Here is a 16,801-nt window from a genome sequence, read left to right on the forward strand (position 1 = left end):
CGACGGGAGCTGCGGCGGGAGCTGGGGCGGCCGTTGCCGACACCGTACCGGCGCCAGATGCCACACAGTGAAGGACTGAAGTGATGGACGCAGGAGACATGGACGGCGACCTCGCACAGGTGCTCATTACCGAGGAGGAGATCGCCTCCCGCCTGGACGCCATGGCGGCCCAGATCGAGGCCGACTACGTCGACAAGGACGTGCTGCTCGTAGGCGTGCTCAAGGGCGCCGTCTACGTCATGGCGGACCTTTCCCGCCGCCTGCACCGTAGCGTGCCCATGGACTGGATGGCGGTGTCCTCCTACGGGTCGGGCACCAAGTCCTCCGGTGTGGTACGTATCCTCAAGGACCTCGACGCCGACCTGACCGGCAGGCACGTCCTGATCGTGGAGGACATTATCGACTCCGGGCTGACCCTGTCGTGGCTGGCGGGTAACCTGTCCTCACGCGGGGCCGCCAGCGTGCGTATTGCGACCCTTCTGCGCAAGCCTGAGGCCCTGAAGGTGGAGGTGGACGTGTCCTACGTCGGCTTTGACATTCCCAATGAGTTCGTGGTCGGTTACGGCCTGGACTATGCCGAGCGCTACCGCAACCTGTCGTTCATTGGCACCCTGCGGCCTGAGGTGTACCACCACTGAGGGGGACGCGGGCGACAGGTGCGCACCCGCGCGTGGCTGGTCGCAGGCTCCTCTGCCAGCGCCTTCAGGGGTAGGGCATGATAGGCCCATGAGCAAGACCGTCCGCCTGTATGACGCCCTTGATCCGCATCAGGGGCGGCGCTGTCCGTTGTACTGGAGGCGACGGCGTCGTATTATTGTTCCCGCGGTCAGGCAGCCGAGCATGCTGCTGGGGTGTTTGTTCGGTTTTACCTGTTTTGGGTTGTTTGCCCCGTACTACCTGGTGGACAAGATTCCGGAATTGCTTAACAGCTGGCGTTGGCACGTGGGGTCGGCGGTCATCTCTGTCCTAGCCGGCCTGTTTATGGTCGCGGTCTGCGTGTTTGTCGTCGTCTACTCCGTGCTGTTCGGCACGTCGGTCACCTGGTTCGACCGCGACGGGGCGCACGTCTTCTACCTCCTGCAGCCGGTCGTGGTGGTGCCCTGGGAGGCGATTCTGGCGGAGGGGAGCCTGCAGCAGGAGGACTTCATGGATTCCGCCGAGGGCTCTATGCCATTCGTCTTTGTCACCGTGAACGGTATTCCCTGGCCGTGGTTGCCGGGTTTCGCCCGCCTGGGGGTGTGGGCGCGTAGCTGGGGGCCGCTCATGCGGCGTATGCGCCGCGTCCTGCGCTGGGCCGACTGGGCAGGCTACCTGGAGGAGGCCAGGTGCCACCTGGGTGACGACCCCGACACCCGCAAGGAGGAGCGTTGCATCTGGTACCGTCCCTCGCCCCTGGCCTCCAGGAGGAGCCGGGCCTACTGGTCAGGTCGCCGCGTCACCTGGCCGGGCCCTGAGGACGACACCCCGTAGTCCCGGTCGACTGCCAACGCCAGTCGGCTCCTGACCCAGGCCGCCTTCTGCGAGGACGACACCCGGTGTCTGCCACTGGCACGTGCTATTGTCCGCGCCAAGCTCCGCCACCAGATGAATGTGCTGCGCCGTGTGGGACGGCGGGGGCTGGCCGAGACCGTGACCGAGACCTGCTCCGCCCTGCGCGACGCCGTCCGGGAGGACTGGTGCCGCTGCAGACGTCCAGGAGCTCATGGGTGTGGAGGGGGCGGCGTCAGCACGGTACTTTGCCTGCGTCTCCGCGCTGTTGCCTGAGGAGATGCGTTTTACCGCCCGGAGCCGTCGCCCGCCTCTGGATCTTCCTAACGCGGCGCTGTCATACGCCTACGCAATCCTCCTGGGAGAGTGTGTGGGGGCGTTGCTGGCGGCCGGGCTGGAGCCCTCCCTCGGCGTGCTGCACTCATCCACGGACAAACGCCCCAGCCTCGCCCTGGATCTGATGGAGGAGTTCCGGCCGCTGCTGGTGGACAGAACTGTTGTCGCGCTGCTGCGCACCGGGCGTCTGAGGGTGGAGCACGCGGTTCCCTCACCGGATGGTGAGGGCGTGTGGCTGAGCCGTGATGGTAAGAAGGCGTTGGTGGACGGTTACGAGGCTACTATGCAACGTCAGGTTAAGGGGGCGCTGCCGGGTTTCTCCGGGACGTGGCGGCGTCACCTGCACCACGAGGCCCAGTTGCTGGGGCGGGCGATTGCGGAACCTGGTTATGAGTGGGTGGGGGCGTCGTGGCGGTGACCGTGATAGCGGCCTATGACATCTCCTCTGACCACCGGCGGGGACGTCTGGCGGCCGAGTTCCAGGGGTGGGGGTACCGTATTCAGGAGTCGGTGTTCCAGCTGCGGGTCGAGCCCGCTGACCTTGAGGTACTGCGTGGTAGGATCAGGGACATTATTAAGGAGTCCGACGACGTGGTCCATCTCTGCCTGTTGTGCGCGTCCTGTGCGGGACGGATGGAGGTCTACGGCACGGCGCCCGCGCTCGACGACGGGGGCCTGTACCGGGGGATCTGGTGAGGGGGCGTGGTGCGGTGCCAGCGGGGTTGAGGCCGGTCGAGTCTGTGGTCTTGGTCACTACTACTGTGGTGCGGGACACCCCTCCTGACTGCCACTTTTCCGCATGGTCTCGTCCAAAGCCGGCGCCGGATCCGCTCCCGGGGCCGTCGGTGGCGAGTGGCGTCATACCAACGAAAGGTGGTATAAATGGACCCGTTCCGGCCACCTCCGGAAGGGCCTCCACAGGCCGGTGGCGATCCAGCCCCTGGAAACGTTGCAATCACGCGGCTCCCAGAGGCAGGGGTCAGGGAGCACCCCGCACCGCTAGGTGCATTAAGACGCGAACTCCGCCGCGGACGCGACGGGACGTCGGTCAGGGAGCACCCCGCACCGCTAGGTGCATTAAGACGACTCCTTCGGGCGTGACAGCCCGCCGTCCTGGGAGGTCAGGGAGCACCCCGCACCGCTAGGTGCATTAAGACGGTAGACTACTTGCTGAAGTGGCGGAGTGCCGCCTTCAGTCAGGGAGCACCCCGCACCGCTAGGTGCATTAAGACTAGGGCGGCGAACAGGTTCAGCCTCGGGATCTGGTCAGGGAGCACCCCGCACCGCTAGGTGCATTAAGACCTTTTAATCCGAAGGTCGTGGGTTCGAGACTCACGTCAGGGAGCACCCCGGCACCGCTCTAGCCCCCTTAGCGTGGACGGGGCAGGGCCTGTTTGCAGGGGTCGGGGCGCAGGGTGTTTGCTTCCGGGTTCAGGCGGTGTGCAGGTCGTGTGGGGTCGGGGGTGGTCGCCGTCGGGCGGGAGGTCGTGGTGCCTGCTGGTGGCGCGGGGCCGTGTTGCACATTCATCCCGGGGTCCTGGTGGGGTCGTTGGCGTCATTCCAACGTTTTCCCGCCCCGTGGGACGTCCGGGGACAGGATGAATGTGCAACTCGGGCGCCGTTGCACATTCATCCTGTTTCCGGGCCCTGGTTTGCCAGGCAGATCCGCGTGGTCCCGCCGTTTACTGATCGCGGTTTGTAAAAAGAATGTGCAACTCCGGCTGACGGCCGCTCGCGAGAGCCGCCTGAGCCACCTGGGCGCCGCCTGAGCTGCCATGACCTGCCTGTGGGTGCCATCTGAGCCGCCGTGGCCTGCTTGCGAGCCGTCCGCGGCTGCCATGGCCCGTCCGCGAGCCGCTTGAGTCGCCATGGCCTGCTTGCGAGCCGCCCGCGAGCTACCTGCGAGCCGTCCGAGCGCCGCCTGAGCCGCCGTGGAGGTGCCCCACGCCGAGCCACCTCCTCACAGTGTGTGCTCTGACACTCTCAGGGGTGGGAGACAGACCGCCCTCCCGTGTGGCAGGATGACCCATGTCACAGCCCACCGGAGGACGTCCCCATGCACCTGGTCATGCTTGAGACGAACGGCAACCAGCGGTTCGTCTTCACCTCCCCGCGCCAGCGCGAGAACATCGGCGCCTCCTACCTGCTGACCATGCTCGCCCCCTGGACGCTCGCCGCGGCCCAGGACCTGGGGATCGACGCCACCCCCGTCTCGGTGTCCTCCGGCAAGATCATCCTCACGGTCCCCGACGAGCCCAGCGCCAGGCGGCTCATTGGCGCCGTCACCCGCCAGGTCCTGGCCCTCGCCCCCGGCATGGACGTCAGCGGCGTCTTCAAGGAGATCACGTCCCTGACCGAGGACGAGCTCAGGGACATCCACGTCGTCGCCAACCGCTACAACCTCGCCCGGCCCCCGGCCGAGGCGCGCTTCGCCCAGATCCCCTACCTGGTGCGTGCCGACGACTCCTCCCTGCCCGCCGCACCCGCCTCAAGGATCCTCGGTGGCATGCCGCCGGAGGGGCGCGCCTACTCCCTGCCCAGCCAGGTCAAGCGCGCCTGCTCCCAAAGAGCCCGTAATCGGCTCGTGGCCCAGGCCCGGGAGAGCACGAGCTTCAGGCACGACGACGAGTTCATTGAACGCCTGGCCAAGAGCCTGAAGACCCTGGAGGACGCCTTCGACCCCGACCCCTTGACGCAGGGTGCCGGTGACGCGCCAGGAGAGGACGCGGCCACCACGCGGCCCGCGATCGACCTGTCCAAGATCGCCGTCATCCACATTGACGGCAACGGCGTGGGCGCCATTATGCGGGACATTAAGGCGAGCATGGACAGCATTCCCGCGGACGACCTCGACACCGTCCTGTCCCCGCCCCTACCGCGGTCCACCGGCACGGGCGGGGCCGTGCCGCCCGGCGGGCCCGACGCGCCGCCCAGCGAGCCCGAGAGGCTGCGCCGCTTCCTCCTGGCCGTCAACGAACGCCTTGACTACGTGGTCAGGGAGTCGTTCTTCCGGGCCTGGCGCGAGATCGCCCAGTGGTGGGCCCTGGAGCAGGAGGGCAGGCCGGGTCGCGAGGACGTGCAGGAGGGCGGGCCCCTGCTCACCGGCGTCATCCCCGTGGTGCCCATCCTCCTGGGCGGAGACGACCTCACGGTCCTCACCGAGGGGCGGTACGCCCTGCCCTTCATGGCCTCCTACCTGACCGCCTACGAGAAGCTGACCAGCCAGGACACGATCCTCCGTCACCTGAGCCCCCGGGCCCGGCGCGACGGCGTCCCCACCCCCATGACCGCCGCCGCCGGGGCCGCCGTCGTCCCGCGCCCCTTCCCCTTCCACCTGGCCTACACCCTGGCCGAGCGCCTGGTGGCCGAGGCCAAGAAGGTCGGCAAGGCAGAGAGGCAGGAGTGCTCCACCCTGACCTACCACGCCCTGTTCGACTCCACCGTCGCCGACGCCGGGGAGCTGCTCAAGGGCTACGAGGCCTTCACCGCCCGCCCCTACCGCCTGGACGCCACCGTGGCCGGGACGTCTGCGCCCGATGCCGGGGACGACCACGCGACGGCCCTCCCGCCCCACCCCGGGCCGCAGGCGCCGTCCGGGCCCGCCAGCCCCGACGCCCTCCCCGAGCCTGCCGCCTCCCGGAGCGTCGAGCCCGACCTGGTCGAGCCCGACCTGAGGGGCACCTCGTGGGCGCACATGTGCGACCTCAGCCGCCGCTTCCGGGGCCTGGGTGCGTACGCCGGGGACGGCCCCGCCCCCGCGGACGCCCCGGGCGCCGGACCTGACGCCGCCGCCACCTCCTTCCCCAAGACCCGCGCCGCCCGTATACGCAAGCTCCTCTCCGACCGCGCCGCCGCCCCCGACAGGCAGGAGGAGCTGACCGGGAGGATCGCCGATGAGTGGGCGGACGCCCGCCGGGTCCTGGACGAGGACCTCGTTGACACGATCGGCGACCCCCGTTACGTCTTCGACCTCATTGAGCTCACCGACCTCCTTCCAGCGTCCTACCTGACGGGGGCCGACTCGGCCAGGCCGGCCGCCGCACCCGGGGCCGGTCGGGAGCGCACCACCTCAGCGACCGCACAGGAGGACCAGTGACGCCGGAGCCGAGCACACCCGATCTCATCCTCCGCCTGACCTTGACCTCCGACTGGGGCGTGGCCACGGGTGCCGGCGTAGCTGGGGGAGTGGACGCCGTCATCGAGAGGGGAGGGGACGGCCGCCCCGTCGTCCGCGGCACGGTGATCACCGGGCTCATGCGCGAGCAGGCCCTCAACGCCGCCCACGCCCTGGACGGCGCCCGCCCGGACGGCCCCTGGGCGGCCCTGGCCACCACCCTGTTCGGCACCCCCACCCAGCCGCGCCTGGTCGCCTTCTCCGACGCCCCGGTCAGCGTCACCCCCGCCACCGCGCCCGACGGCCGCCCGAGCCCCGCCACCCACGAGGTCGTCGGCGTCTCCATTGACGCGGAGACCGGGACCGCCAAGGACGACTTCCTGCGCTTCCTGGAGCGCGCTGGCTCCGGTGTCGGCGAGTCCGCCGTCACCCTCCTGACCGAGACCCTGGACCGCACCCCCGTCACCTGGAGCCCGCGGCAGTACGCGGACGCCCGGCTCCTGCTGGCCCTGGCCGCCCAGCTCGTCACCGCCGTCGGCTCGGACCGCTCCAACGGCGACGGCGCCTGCCAGGCCCTCCTGTGCGACGACGACGCCGAGCTGGGACGGCAGTGGTGTGCTGAGGTCGTGCGCCGGCTCCGGGCCCCGGGGGCGGTCCGCGCACCCCACCTGCCCACGCTGGCCACCAGCGAGCCCGCCCGCCTGGCCTCCCCGGCTCCCGCCAGGACCGGTGGGGGTGCCCCCGCCCCGGCTGGCGCAGCCCGGAGCGGTGCCCCGGGTGCCGTCGGCCGCCCTGCCATGGCGGCCCGGCCCGGCCCCGCCATGGCGGCCGAGCCCGGTCCTGCCATGGCGGCCGAGCTCGCCCTCACCATTGTCCTGACCACCCCGCTGGTCTCCTACGACGTGCCCTACTCCAACGAGGTCCGTTCCCTGGACTTCCTGCGCGGCACCGTCCTGCTGCCCTGGGTCCACTCCCGCCTGCGCCACGCCTTCGCGGGCTCGGACCTGGTGCGCGACGCGGTGGTCACCGGGCGCCTGCGCGTCAGCGACGCCACCCCGGTGGTGGGCGGGGTGCGGGGCCTGCCCGTGCCCCTGGTGCTCTCCCGCCCCAAGGTCCCCGGGGCGCGCCAGGAGACCCTGGAGATCTGGAACCGACTGCTCCGCGGCGAGCCGTCGGAGGTCCACGTCCCCCTGCGCTCCGGCTACGTCTTCTACCCCGGCCCCGGGGCGGACGCCGCCACCGGCGCACCCGGCGGCACGGCCCCCGGAAGCGCGACCGCCTCCGGCCCCACCGTCTGCCTGGGCGCCCCCGTCCTGACCGGGCGGCAGTCCACCGCCATGGACGCCGCCACCGGCACCGTCGCCACCGGACAGCTCTTTATGGTCCGCGCCATCCCCGCCGGGGTCACGCTCCAGGCCCAGGTGAGCCTGTCGGCGGACCTGTACGACGCCGTCGGGTCCCGCCTGGCCGAGCTCCTGTCCGTCCCCGCCCGACTCGGCTCGCGGCGGTTCTCCGGGAGCTACGGGCAGGTCGTCTGCCAGGCCGGGCGGGCTGACACCGGTCTTAGGGCCGGGGGCCGCACCGAGGCCGGGGGCCACCCCGAGGGCGGGCGGGCCACCAGCCGCTCAGGTCCCGGTGGCGCCCCCGGAGGTGCGGGTGGCGCTGGAGGTGCGGGTGACGCCAGAGGCGCGGATGACGCCGCCGGGGACGCCGTGACCGTCTGGTGCACCTCGGACCTGCTGCTGCGCTCGCCCCGCCTGGGCCCGGTGGACGGGATGACGGGCCTGCTGCGCGCCCTGGGAGGGGGCATCGAGCTGGAGCTCGTCGGCTCCTCGGGCCCCCTCGCCCCTGGCCCCCACCTCACCCCGGCCCCTCGGGGCCCCGGGGGTGCCCGCGCCCTTCGCCCCGGCGGCTCCCCGGGCCTGCCCGCGGTGGTCGGCCGGGCCCAGGACGCCCGCTACTCGGCGGGCCTGCGCTACCGGCGGGTGGACGGCTGGTCGGCAGCCGACCAGCAGCCCCGTGCCAGCCGCGTCGCCGTCCAGGCGGGCTCCACCCTCCGCGTGCGCCCCACCGACCCCGGTGCCATGGGCTCGCTGCGCCGCCGCCTGGCCCGCCTGGAGCGTGACGGCGTCGGGCTGCTGCGGGAGCAGGGCTACGGGCGTATCGCCGTGGGGCACCCGTTCCTGGGGCCGGGCCCGGACGTCATCCGGGCGCGCGTCCTCCAGCAGTCCGACTTCACCACGGAAGGGCAGGGACAATGAGCGTGACCCGCTACGAGGTGGACCTGCGTCTGGTCACCACCTCGCCCCTGCACTCCGGCGGGGCCGAGCACCAGGTCGACCGCTCCCCGTCCCGCCGCTCCCGGCCGGGACCGGGCCAGGAGGCGCCCCGGCGCGAGAGCGAGCCGCGGCGTTTCGTCCGCGACGGCTGCGGTCGTCCGGTCCTTCCCGGGCGCTCGGTCAAGGGCGCCCTGCGGGCCGCCTGGGTGAGGGCCTACGGCGGGCGGGCCGGTGGGGACGACACGGAGCCAGCCGGTTCTGACCGGCTCCTGCCCCTGTGGGGCGGCCCGGAGCGTGCCGGTTCCCTGAGGGTCCACACGATCGCGCTCGACGGCGTGGAGATGGTGGAGCGGATGGGCAACGCCGTAGACCGCTACTGGGGCAGCGCCGGGGACACCGCCCTGTTCAGCCACGAGATCGTGCCCGCCGGCGTAGCGCTCAGGCTGCACCTGTCCGGCCAGGTCGGCAGCGTCCACGACGACGGCGACCCCCAGGGCCTGGAGAGGCTGCTGGGCCAGGTCCTGGGGCTGCTCCAGGCCGGGCGCGTCAGCCTGGGCGGGCGCCAGAACGCCGGGTGGGGCGGGGTGCGGCTCAGTGACGCCGGGACGAGGAGCGTGGACGTCGCCCGCTACCGCCTGGACGGCCCCGACGGCCTGCTCGCCCTCCTTGACGGCAGGGGCAGTACCGTGGCCGTCCCCCTGGTGGCGCCGCCCGACCCGGGGCAGCTCACCGTGACCGTGACCTGGGACAGCCCCACCGGCATCCTGGTGGCCGAGCCCCGGGACAAGGAGCAGAGGGGCGACCAGGAGACCGTGGACACCCTCCCTCTGCGGACACGCTCCCGCAAGGGCCGCGACCCCCAGGACGCCGGCACCCTGGTCCTGCCCGGCAGCTCCGTGCGCGGCGCCCTGCGCAGCCGGGCCAGCCGGATCGCACGCACCGTCCTGCTGGCCGGTCAGCAGCTCCCGGGGCAGGCGGACTGGTCCACCACCGGCGTCCACGACCAGCTGGCCGAGGACCCGCCGCTGGTGCACGCCCTCTTTGGCAGCACCGAGCGCCGCGGTGCGCTGCGCGTCCTGGACACCCTCGCCCTGGGGCGGACGCAGACGCTCAAGCGCACCCACAACGCCGGGGACAGGTGGACCGGGGGCGTGGTCGACGGCGGCCTGTACGCCGAGCAGGTGCCCGCCCCCACCACGCGGTGGGACAGCATCACCCTGGTAGTGGACCTGGCGCGCCTGGGGGGCCCGGGCCAGCGTCGGGCTGCACTGTGCCTGCTGGGGCTGGTCCTGGCCGAGCTGGCCACCGGCACCCTGCCCCTGGGCAGCCGGGGCACGCGCGGACTGGGGGAGGTCAGCGTCAGGGCCCTGAGCCTGACCGGTGACACCAGCCTGCTGGGCGGGCCCTGGGAGATCCGCGCGGGGGCCGAGGGCGGCACCGGCGTCGCCCGCGACCTCCTGGCCCGCCTGCGCACCCTGAACGACGACGTCGGCGGCGCGGGCTGGACGGACTACCTCGTGGACGCGCCGCGCACGGCACAGGACGGTGAGTGAGATGACGCAGGAGCAGGATGCCGGGCACACCGGCCTGTTCGCCCAGGACATTAGACAGGCCCGGGACCTGGCCCAGGAGCTGGGCAGGTCCGGGGACCTTCCCGCCCTGGAGGAGGGCGCCTGGGGCGTGGAGGTGGACGAGGCCGCCACCTTGGACCACGTACTGGGACGCCTGGGGACCGGGGAGTGGACGGGACTGGCGTTCACCACCCGGGGCACCCGCGTCCTGGGGACCGTGGCGCTGGACGGCCTGAGGGACACCGCCAGTGCCGTGGTGGAGCTGGACACCGTCTACGAGCTGCGGCTCTGGCAGCCCGACGGCGGGCCGGAGCCGGGGGTGGCGGCCCACGAGCTGCGCTGGCTCAACGGGTCGGGGTGCGCCGAGATCCGGGTGTACACCTCCCCCAGGGCCGACGGCGCCCCTGCCGGGGCGGGTACCGGCGCGAGGGAGGGCGCGAGGGAGGCGGCGCCCCCCGGCCTGCCCCTGGAGAGCTGCTGGTACCGCCGGAACCGCTACCTGGAGCACCGCAGCGCCTCCCGCTCCGGCGCAGCCGGCCGTATGACGGCCCTGGAGGTCTTTACCAGGGAGCCGGTCTACGGGAACACAGTCTTTACCGACGAGATCCTGACAGGAAGGTGGACGTGAGATGGGTGAGTTCCACTCCGCCGTCAACCGGATCCCGGTCCTGCGGCGGGCGGCGGCACGGCTCGTTGACGGCGGCAGGCTCCCCGCCGCCCTCTTTACCGACCACGAGGCGGCTGGGCACGACCGCCTCCACCCCCGCAGGTGGTCGGGGACCATCGACCTGCGTATGACGCTCATGACCCCGCTCGTCCTGGGTGAGCAGGATGCGTCACCCGACGGCAGGCAGGCGGGCACCGTCCGCCTCCCCCGGGACACCAGCGGGGGCGTCGTGGTCCCGCCGACCATGGTCAAGGGCATGCTGTCGCGCGCCTACGAGGCCCTGACCGCCTCACGGTTCCGTGCCCTCCAGCCGCGTGCCGACCGCCTCACCTACCGCTCCGACGCCGCCGACTCCCTGCGGCTCGTGCCCCTGCGGGTGACCAGGGTCAACGAGGACGGCAGCCTGGAGGCTGAGCTGCTGGCCGGGTCGTCCACACAGACCGTCAGCCACGACGGCGAGAGGATCCCGGTCATGCGGGCGGCGGCCATGCAGACCGGCTACAAGGGCAGCGCGACCCTGGTCCTGGATGGCAGGGGGCGCAGGCTCACGGCCATGACCCACCACGGCAAGCAGCTGCGCTGCCACCTGGCCCTGTACGTGCACGGCAGCGGCAGGTACGCCTTCTGGCACGTGACCCACCTGGGGGTCGGGGAGGCGGAGCCGGAGGAGGCCTTTACCGTCGGTGGGGAGTCCGCGATTCCCAAGTACATGAACGAGTACGACGTGACCGGGTACGTCTACCGGACCGCGAGCGACCAGGACGCGGAGCAGCCCTGGCTGCTGTACGAGAAGAAACGCTACGAACGGGTGTTCTTCACCACCGAGAAGGAGCCGCTGACCGTCACCATTACCCCCGAGGTGGCCAGGGGCTACACCATTGTGGCCAACAGCTACCGTGAGCAGCGCGAGGAGGAGGAACGCCGGCAGGTCAGGGCGGGCCGGACCCAGAGGGCCAACCGGGTGACCGACGAGGCCTTCGCCGGCAAGGAGGCGGGGCACCCGGGGCTCGCCGAGGGCGACCTCGCCTACGCGCTGCTGGGAGAGGAGAGCTACCGGGAGGACAACACCCTCATCAGGGGCGTGGCGCACAGGGTGGTCCAGCTCGTCCCCACCATGATCGGACGACGCGCCTACGACTCCTCCCCCCAGGACCTGGGACGCGCCCAGGGGGTCCTCCCCCTGGCCTCCCGCTGTGAGGCCAGCGCGGCGGACCGGCTCTTTGGCTACGTCGTCCAGGACGCCCCGGAGGGGGCCGTCGGGGGCGACGTGGCCGCCAGGGGGCGGGTCGCCGTCGGGGTCGTGGACACGAGTCAGGCCCAGGTCACGCGCGGCAGGGGTGAGCTCCTGGCACCCCTCCTCAGCCCCAAGCCCGCCTCGGCACGGCGGTTCCTGACCGACTCCAGGACCGGCCGGACACCGGCCGACGGCGACCGCCCCCTGCCGCGCCCCAGGCTCTTTACCCCGGGCCAGTACCTGGGCCTGGCCGCCTACCCGGTCCACCGGGGCGTCCTGGGGAGGAAGGGGCTGCCGCAGGAGGCCACGAGCGTGCCGCCCCAGGAGGGGCTGGACGTCCCCGCGGACACGGTGCGCCTGCGCGTGCGCGACTGGCTGGAGACGGGCAGCGTCCTGACCTGCCGGCTGCGGGTGGACGACGTCGAGCCCGAGGAGCTCGCGGCGCTCCTGTGGCTGCTGGACCCCAGGAACCTCGTCCCGGCCTCCGAGCGCACCGGACAGGCCGCGGGCTTTATGCGCATGGGCCTGGGCAAGCCGCTGGGGCTGGGGGTGGTCAAGGTGGAGGTCCCCGAGGGCGGCGTGCGCGTCCACACCGGGCAGGCCCTGGCGGACGGCTACCGCAGCCTGGAGGGGTGCCTGGGGATGGTGCCCACGACCCCGCCCCCCACCCTGCCCGACGACGTCCTGGACATCCTGGACCGGCTCCCCTGGGTCAGGGCCATGCAGCGTGCGGCCTACGGCTACACCGACGGGATCCCCGTACGCTACATGAGCCTGAAGGAGAACCGGGCCAACAACCAGACCGAGGAGGGCAGGCCCAAGGAAGGACGCGGGCAGTCCCCCACACCACTGGCGGACCCCCCGAGGCCGCTCAGTATTGAGATCCCGGCCCGGCGACAGGGCAGGCAGGTCCCGGGCCCGCCGCAGCGGCGCGGAGGCTACGGGGGCCGTGGGGGCCGTGGGGGCCACGGAGGCCGTCGATGGTGAGCTACAGACTGGTCAACCTCAACCCGCACGAGGTGGTGCTCATAGGCGACGGGCAGCAGCTGGTCCTGCCACCGTCGGGCACGGTCCCCCGCCTGGTGCTGGGTGGCGGCACCACGGTCACCGTGGGCGCCCTCGGTGCCGGGGACGGTACCGGGGAGGAGACGCCGGTGACGCTGTCCCTCACCTACGGGGAGGGCCTGGTAGGGCTCGACCCGCCCCTGCCCGACCCGCAACCAGGAGTGTTGTACGTCACCAGCAGGGTCGTCGCTGAGCACTGCCCGCAGCGGGACGACCTGGCCTGGCCCCACGAGCTCGTCCGCGATACGGCCGGGCGCCCCGTCGGCGCTCGCGGCCTGGCCACGGTGGGACCCCCTCCCGGTCAGAGTGGGAGGAAGAGCTTGCCATGACCATGCTCATTCACGTCGTCGGCCGCTCGGACCTTGGCGTCGGCACTGGCTGGCGCGCCGGGAAGGTCCTCAGGCCCAGTGAGCTGGATCCGTATGCCCTGCGCAGGGCAGAGAAGCTGAGGGCCCTGGCGGGGCGCCTCCGGTCGTCCCGCGAGCCGGCCGGTGAGGGCCCAAGCCCCCGGTGCCCGGACGGTAGGCCAGCCCCTGGGACGGAGCCCCCCGCCGAGCAGGCCCTTCCTGAGGAGGCTGTCCGCGTGGTGCAGGCGCTCCTTGACGGCGTCCACCCCGACGCCGAGGAGCAGCCCGCCCGGGTCGAGATCGCCCGCCCTCACGAGGGGACGCCGCTGTACAAGTACCTCAAGGCGCTCGTCCAGTACGGGCGCGCGGACATTGACCTGCTGCTCGTGGCCACCCGTAAGGGACGCGGGGCCACCGAGCCGTACCTGAGGGCCGTGCACGAGTGCCTCAGTGAGCCCGGGGTGCGTGCCGGGCTGCGCGACCGCACCGGCGCCACGCTCCGGCTCCAGGAGCCGGTCCTGGTAGCGGGCCTGGGGGAGCTGGAGGACCTCATGAGCCAGGTCGACCACCGCCTGACCGCCCACCGCGGCCACGTGGCGCTCGCCTTCGGCTCAGGTGCGACCGCCTTCTCACTGTCCCTCGCGGGGACCGTGGCCGCCGCCCAGGCCGACGAGTGGTCCCTGATCCTGGCCGGTGAGAGCGGGCCCGCCCGTATCGAGGACATGTCCGTCACCGGGGTGACGGCACACCACCCGGAGCGGGGCTGGTTCCTGGGCCTGGGGCTGCCCACCTGCCTGGAGGGCCGCGTCAGCGACGACGTCGTCAAGGCCGCCGTCCAGGTAGCGCACCGGGCGGCAGGGGATGGAGGCTGCCCGACGTCGCACGACCTCGGTGAGCTCCTGCTGTGCGACCTCGCCCGGGGGGACCAGGCAGCGGGGATGGCGGCCAGGGCCTGGCTGGTGGCCGAGTACCGCAGTCGCAGGGAGCAGTACATGAGGGACTCCGGGGAGGCCCCCGAGCAGGTTACCGACCAGGTGAGGCAGGAAAACCGAGACCGCCCGCTCGGCCGCGTCCTGGGGGGCCTGGAGAAGGAACGGAGCCGGGGCAGGGTGCTCCTGCCGCACGACGAGTGGCTGCGCACCAAGGGCTGGCTCAATGATATTGGCAAGCGCGCCACCCACGAGCTCGGTGTCATTGGGGCGGGAACCGGTTCCATGACCAGCCCGGGCACCGAAGGCGGCCAGGAAGACCTTAAGGACCAGGCGGAGACCGGGGCGGATGCCGGGACCAGCCCGGATTATGAGACCGACCCGGACAATGGGACTGGCCCGGACAATGGGACTGGCCTGGGAGCCGGGCCCCAGTCCGGGGGCTACCCCGGAGCGGCCGTGAGCCCGGTGGACCGCGTGGCCGACCTGCTGAGCAGCTGCGGGATCGAGCGGCCCGACTGGCTGTCGTGGCCGGGCGGGGACATTGCCATGGTCTGCGCGCAGTCCCGCCCCCAGAGCGACCACGGTACCGGGCGGACCCGCCCCTCCCCGGCGGAGCAGATTCTCCACGGCCTGCCTCACTCAGAGGATCTGGCCCAGGTGCGCCAGGCGACCGGTAGCGACGGGCTGTTCACGCTCCACCTCATGCTCCTGGCCTCCCAGGACATGGAGGACTACGCCCAGAAGGAGAGGCAGAAGATCAGGCGCCTGACCGCCGGGCCAGAGGACCACCCGGCGGGTGAGGGTGCCGGGCCCGACGGCCTGGCTGGGAGGGGCCCAGGTGAGTGGCCCTCTAGCCAGGACCAGGGGCTGGCTGCCCACTGGGAGCCCGCTGACGTGCGGGTGACCCCTTACGGGACGGCTTTTAGTCGGTATAAGGACGGCAGACGCCAGATGGCGGCCTTTAAAAGCCTGCGTGAGGGTGTCAAGGACTGGCTCGACTCCCTGGACCCCCGGCCGCGGGCGGTGGTCGTCTACGCGGCGGGGGAGAAGCAGGCCCTGCTCGCGGCACTGCGGGTTGCCCAGGAGTACGGGGCTGGGCACGGGGTGCCGGTCTTCCTGGTCTCGGGCACCACGCGCCCGCCCGCCAGCTCGCAGTCCCCCCAGGGGCGTGAGCACCTGACGACCCACCAGTTCGGGCTCGATAAGGACGCGCGCCAGGTCCTGATCGAGGCTGCGCATTTCTGCCTGCGGCGTCTGGACCTGCTCACCGCCGCGCGCCTCCTGCGCCTGGGATCCCCCGAGGCGGCCTCGCTGGCCGACCAGGCCCAGGACCTGGCCCGTGGGCTCGCGGAGCCAGCGGGTGCTGACGACATTGACGTCTACGCCCCCCGGCTGCTCTCGGTCATGTGCGGTGTGGCCCGGATGTGGCCTTCTGTCACCAAGCCCGATGCCCGGGCACGCCTTATGACCATAGTCGGCGAGCTTATTGCCGACCCCCCGAGACGCCACGCTTGTGTCCTCCAGAAGTCCAACGTGGACAACCTGGAATCCTGGAAGAGAGCAAAGGCGGCGGACCTTCTCCGTGTAGTGGTGCGCGTGCGTGATAACACCACGGTCACCCACGGGCCGGGCGATAAGGATCCGTTCGCCGTCGCCTGCGCTATTACCTTCGCAGGCTGGGGCCGTGAGAACGTCCCGCCCGGGGACACCTTTGAGGGGGTTGACTACCCGGAGCTGCTGGAGCGCGCCGTCGCGGCGGTGCGTGACAAGCACGGCGTCGAGCCTGACGACTGGGCGCAGCGGCTTGCTGACCTCGATGAGAAGATGGGTCAGCTGGTGAGCGCGTCCCCGTCGGGCTGCGCGCCCGCCTCCACGTCCACCACCCCCATGCCGTAGGCGGTGTGCGATCCGGCGTTGGTAAAGCCGGCCAGGGCCATGAGCCGGGAGAGGACCTGCGCTGTCGCCCCGGGGCGTGCGCTAATACGCAGCTCGCCCTCGTAGGCCACGATCCGGTTCGCGGAGAGCCTGCCCCGGCCGTCACCGCGCGGCATGGCCAGGCCCACCTCCACGGGCTCGGTACGGTCCACGGTGGTGAGCGCCTCCGCCAAGGCCTGACGGTCGGGCAGGCGCAGCGGTCCCGTCGGGCTGTAGGCGCACCAGCGGGCGTGCAGGCTCGCCGCCAGGGAGGCTGGTGAGACGCCCGGCACGTGCCTGCCCCGGCTCGAGAACACCGTGGGGGTGAGCAGGCGCACCACCCATGACGTGTCGGTGTTCTGCGCCTCCAGCTCGGCCCAGGTGCGATGCTCCACCACCTGGGCACTGCGCGCCGCCAGGGCCACGGTGCCCCGGCCCCCGTCACCTACCGGCAGCACGCCGCCCCAGGTGAGCCAGCCGTCGAGGGTGTCCACCAGGCGGTCGTCCAGGAACCGCAGCTCGAACCCGTACGTCCTGCCCGACGCCGTCGTCTGCCCCACGCAGTACGGCTTGGGGCCGCCCAGGGCGTGCGGGGGCCGGGGCGCCAGGGCCGGCAGGGACCGGGCCCGCTCGGGGCTGACGCCCTCAGGCAGGTCCAGCACCCGGCCCCAGGCCGCGTGCAGGCGGCGGGGCGTGGCCTCCACGGGGGCGGGGGAGTCGAACTCGATAAAGACGGTGGTGGGCATGACTGACCTTCCTGGCCCGTGAGGGCCGGACCGCTGCCGGGGTGAGGGCCGGACCGCTGCCAGGACACCGTGTCACACGACGTGCGTGGTACCTGACATGTGACACAG

At 72.0% G+C, this 16,801-nt stretch carries 12 protein-coding genes, 1 pseudogene and 1 CRISPR repeat array; of the genes and pseudogenes, 12 read left to right on the forward strand and 1 reads right to left on the reverse strand.

Translation table 11 applies throughout. From position 1 onward, the window contains the following. Window positions 1–83 precede the first annotated feature (83 nt). From hpt to C3V41_RS11800, 12 genes and pseudogenes are all read left to right on the forward strand, one after another. Window positions 84–638 carry a hypoxanthine phosphoribosyltransferase gene (gene hpt / locus C3V41_RS11740; RefSeq protein ID WP_106110400.1) on the forward strand — a complete coding sequence of 185 codons (555 nt, stop codon included), beginning with the start codon at window positions 84–86 and terminating at the stop codon, window positions 636–638. Between the two features lie 88 nt (window positions 639–726). Further along, window positions 727–1,470, forward strand: coding sequence for a hypothetical protein (locus C3V41_RS11745; protein WP_129591608.1), 744 nt, complete (start codon window positions 727–729; stop codon window positions 1,468–1,470). A gap of 30 nt (window positions 1,471–1,500) precedes the next feature. After that, window positions 1,501–1,764 carry a CRISPR-associated endonuclease Cas1 gene (locus tag C3V41_RS14465; protein ID WP_129591634.1) on the forward strand — a complete coding sequence of 88 codons (264 nt, stop codon included), beginning with the start codon at window positions 1,501–1,503 and terminating at the stop codon, window positions 1,762–1,764. Next, a pseudogene (cas1, locus tag C3V41_RS11750) lies at window positions 1,691–2,242 on the forward strand (CRISPR-associated endonuclease Cas1); the annotation flags it as partial. The gene C3V41_RS14465 and the pseudogene cas1, both read left to right, overlap by 74 nt. Next, a complete protein-coding gene (cas2, locus tag C3V41_RS11755; RefSeq protein ID WP_106110403.1) occupies window positions 2,233–2,520 on the forward strand; it encodes a CRISPR-associated endonuclease Cas2 in 288 nt (95 codons plus the stop codon). The pseudogene cas1 and the gene cas2, both read left to right, overlap by 10 nt. Before the next feature lie 282 nt (window positions 2,521–2,802). Then, window positions 2,803–3,126: direct repeats of the CRISPR family, unit length 37 nt; unit sequence GTCAGGGAGCACCCCGCACCGCTAGGTGCATTAAGAC. A gap of 754 nt (window positions 3,127–3,880) precedes the next feature. Further along, on the forward strand, window positions 3,881–5,920 hold the full coding sequence (locus tag C3V41_RS11760; protein ID WP_106110404.1) for a hypothetical protein: 2,040 nt from the start codon (window positions 3,881–3,883) through the stop codon (window positions 5,918–5,920). Further along, on the forward strand, window positions 5,917–8,199 hold the full coding sequence (locus C3V41_RS13250; protein WP_165271648.1) for an RAMP superfamily CRISPR-associated protein: 2,283 nt from the start codon (window positions 5,917–5,919) through the stop codon (window positions 8,197–8,199). The genes C3V41_RS11760 and C3V41_RS13250 overlap by 4 nt, the downstream gene beginning before the upstream one ends. Continuing rightward, on the forward strand, window positions 8,196–9,770 hold the full coding sequence (locus C3V41_RS11780; RefSeq protein ID WP_106110406.1) for an RAMP superfamily CRISPR-associated protein: 1,575 nt from the start codon (window positions 8,196–8,198) through the stop codon (window positions 9,768–9,770). The genes C3V41_RS13250 and C3V41_RS11780 overlap by 4 nt, the downstream gene beginning before the upstream one ends. 1 nt (window position 9,771) lies before the next feature. Next, the gene (locus C3V41_RS11785; protein ID WP_106110407.1) at window positions 9,772–10,416 is read left to right on the forward strand and encodes a hypothetical protein; all 645 of its coding nucleotides are present in this window, start codon (window positions 9,772–9,774) and stop codon (window positions 10,414–10,416) included. A gap of 1 nt (window position 10,417) precedes the next feature. Continuing rightward, window positions 10,418–12,676 (forward strand): hypothetical protein, encoded by a 2,259-nt coding sequence (locus C3V41_RS14315; protein ID WP_106110408.1) that lies wholly within the window; start codon window positions 10,418–10,420, stop codon window positions 12,674–12,676. Continuing rightward, window positions 12,673–13,083 (forward strand): hypothetical protein, encoded by a 411-nt coding sequence (locus tag C3V41_RS11795; protein WP_129591610.1) that lies wholly within the window; start codon window positions 12,673–12,675, stop codon window positions 13,081–13,083. The genes C3V41_RS14315 and C3V41_RS11795 overlap by 4 nt, the downstream gene beginning before the upstream one ends. Window positions 13,084–13,337: 254 nt before the next feature. Continuing rightward, window positions 13,338–15,929, forward strand: a complete 2,592-nt coding sequence (locus tag C3V41_RS11800; RefSeq protein WP_106110410.1) for a hypothetical protein — start codon at window positions 13,338–13,340, stop codon at window positions 15,927–15,929. On the opposite strand, the gene cas6 is transcribed toward C3V41_RS11800, so the two are convergent. Continuing rightward, complete coding sequence (cas6, locus tag C3V41_RS11805; protein WP_106110411.1) at window positions 15,863–16,693, reverse strand: CRISPR system precrRNA processing endoribonuclease RAMP protein Cas6; 831 nt, start codon at window positions 16,691–16,693, stop codon at window positions 15,863–15,865. The genes C3V41_RS11800 and cas6 overlap by 67 nt on opposite strands. Between the last annotated feature and the right edge of the window lie 108 nt (window positions 16,694–16,801).

It is taken from the genome of Actinomyces sp. oral taxon 897, from assembly GCF_002999235.1.
Taxonomy (GTDB): Bacteria; Actinomycetota; Actinomycetes; order Actinomycetales; family Actinomycetaceae; genus Actinomyces.

Excerpts from the sequence above, each read along its gene's own strand:
- C3V41_RS11780 (WP_106110406.1), top strand. The coding sequence starts at position 8,196 with ATGAGCGTGACCCGCTACGAGGTGGACCTGCGTCTGGTCACCACCTCG.
- C3V41_RS11745 (WP_129591608.1), top strand. The coding sequence starts at position 727 with ATGAGCAAGACCGTCCGCCTGTATGACGCCCTTGATCCGCATCAGGGG.
- hpt (WP_106110400.1), top strand. The coding sequence starts at position 84 with ATGGACGCAGGAGACATGGACGGCGACCTCGCACAGGTGCTCATTACC.
- C3V41_RS14315 (WP_106110408.1), top strand. The coding sequence starts at position 10,418 with ATGGGTGAGTTCCACTCCGCCGTCAACCGGATCCCGGTCCTGCGGCGG.
- C3V41_RS11760 (WP_106110404.1), top strand. The coding sequence starts at position 3,881 with ATGCACCTGGTCATGCTTGAGACGAACGGCAACCAGCGGTTCGTCTTC.
- cas6 (WP_106110411.1), bottom strand. The coding sequence starts at position 16,693 with ATGCCCACCACCGTCTTTATCGAGTTCGACTCCCCCGCCCCCGTGGAG.
- C3V41_RS11785 (WP_106110407.1), top strand. The coding sequence starts at position 9,772 with ATGACGCAGGAGCAGGATGCCGGGCACACCGGCCTGTTCGCCCAGGAC.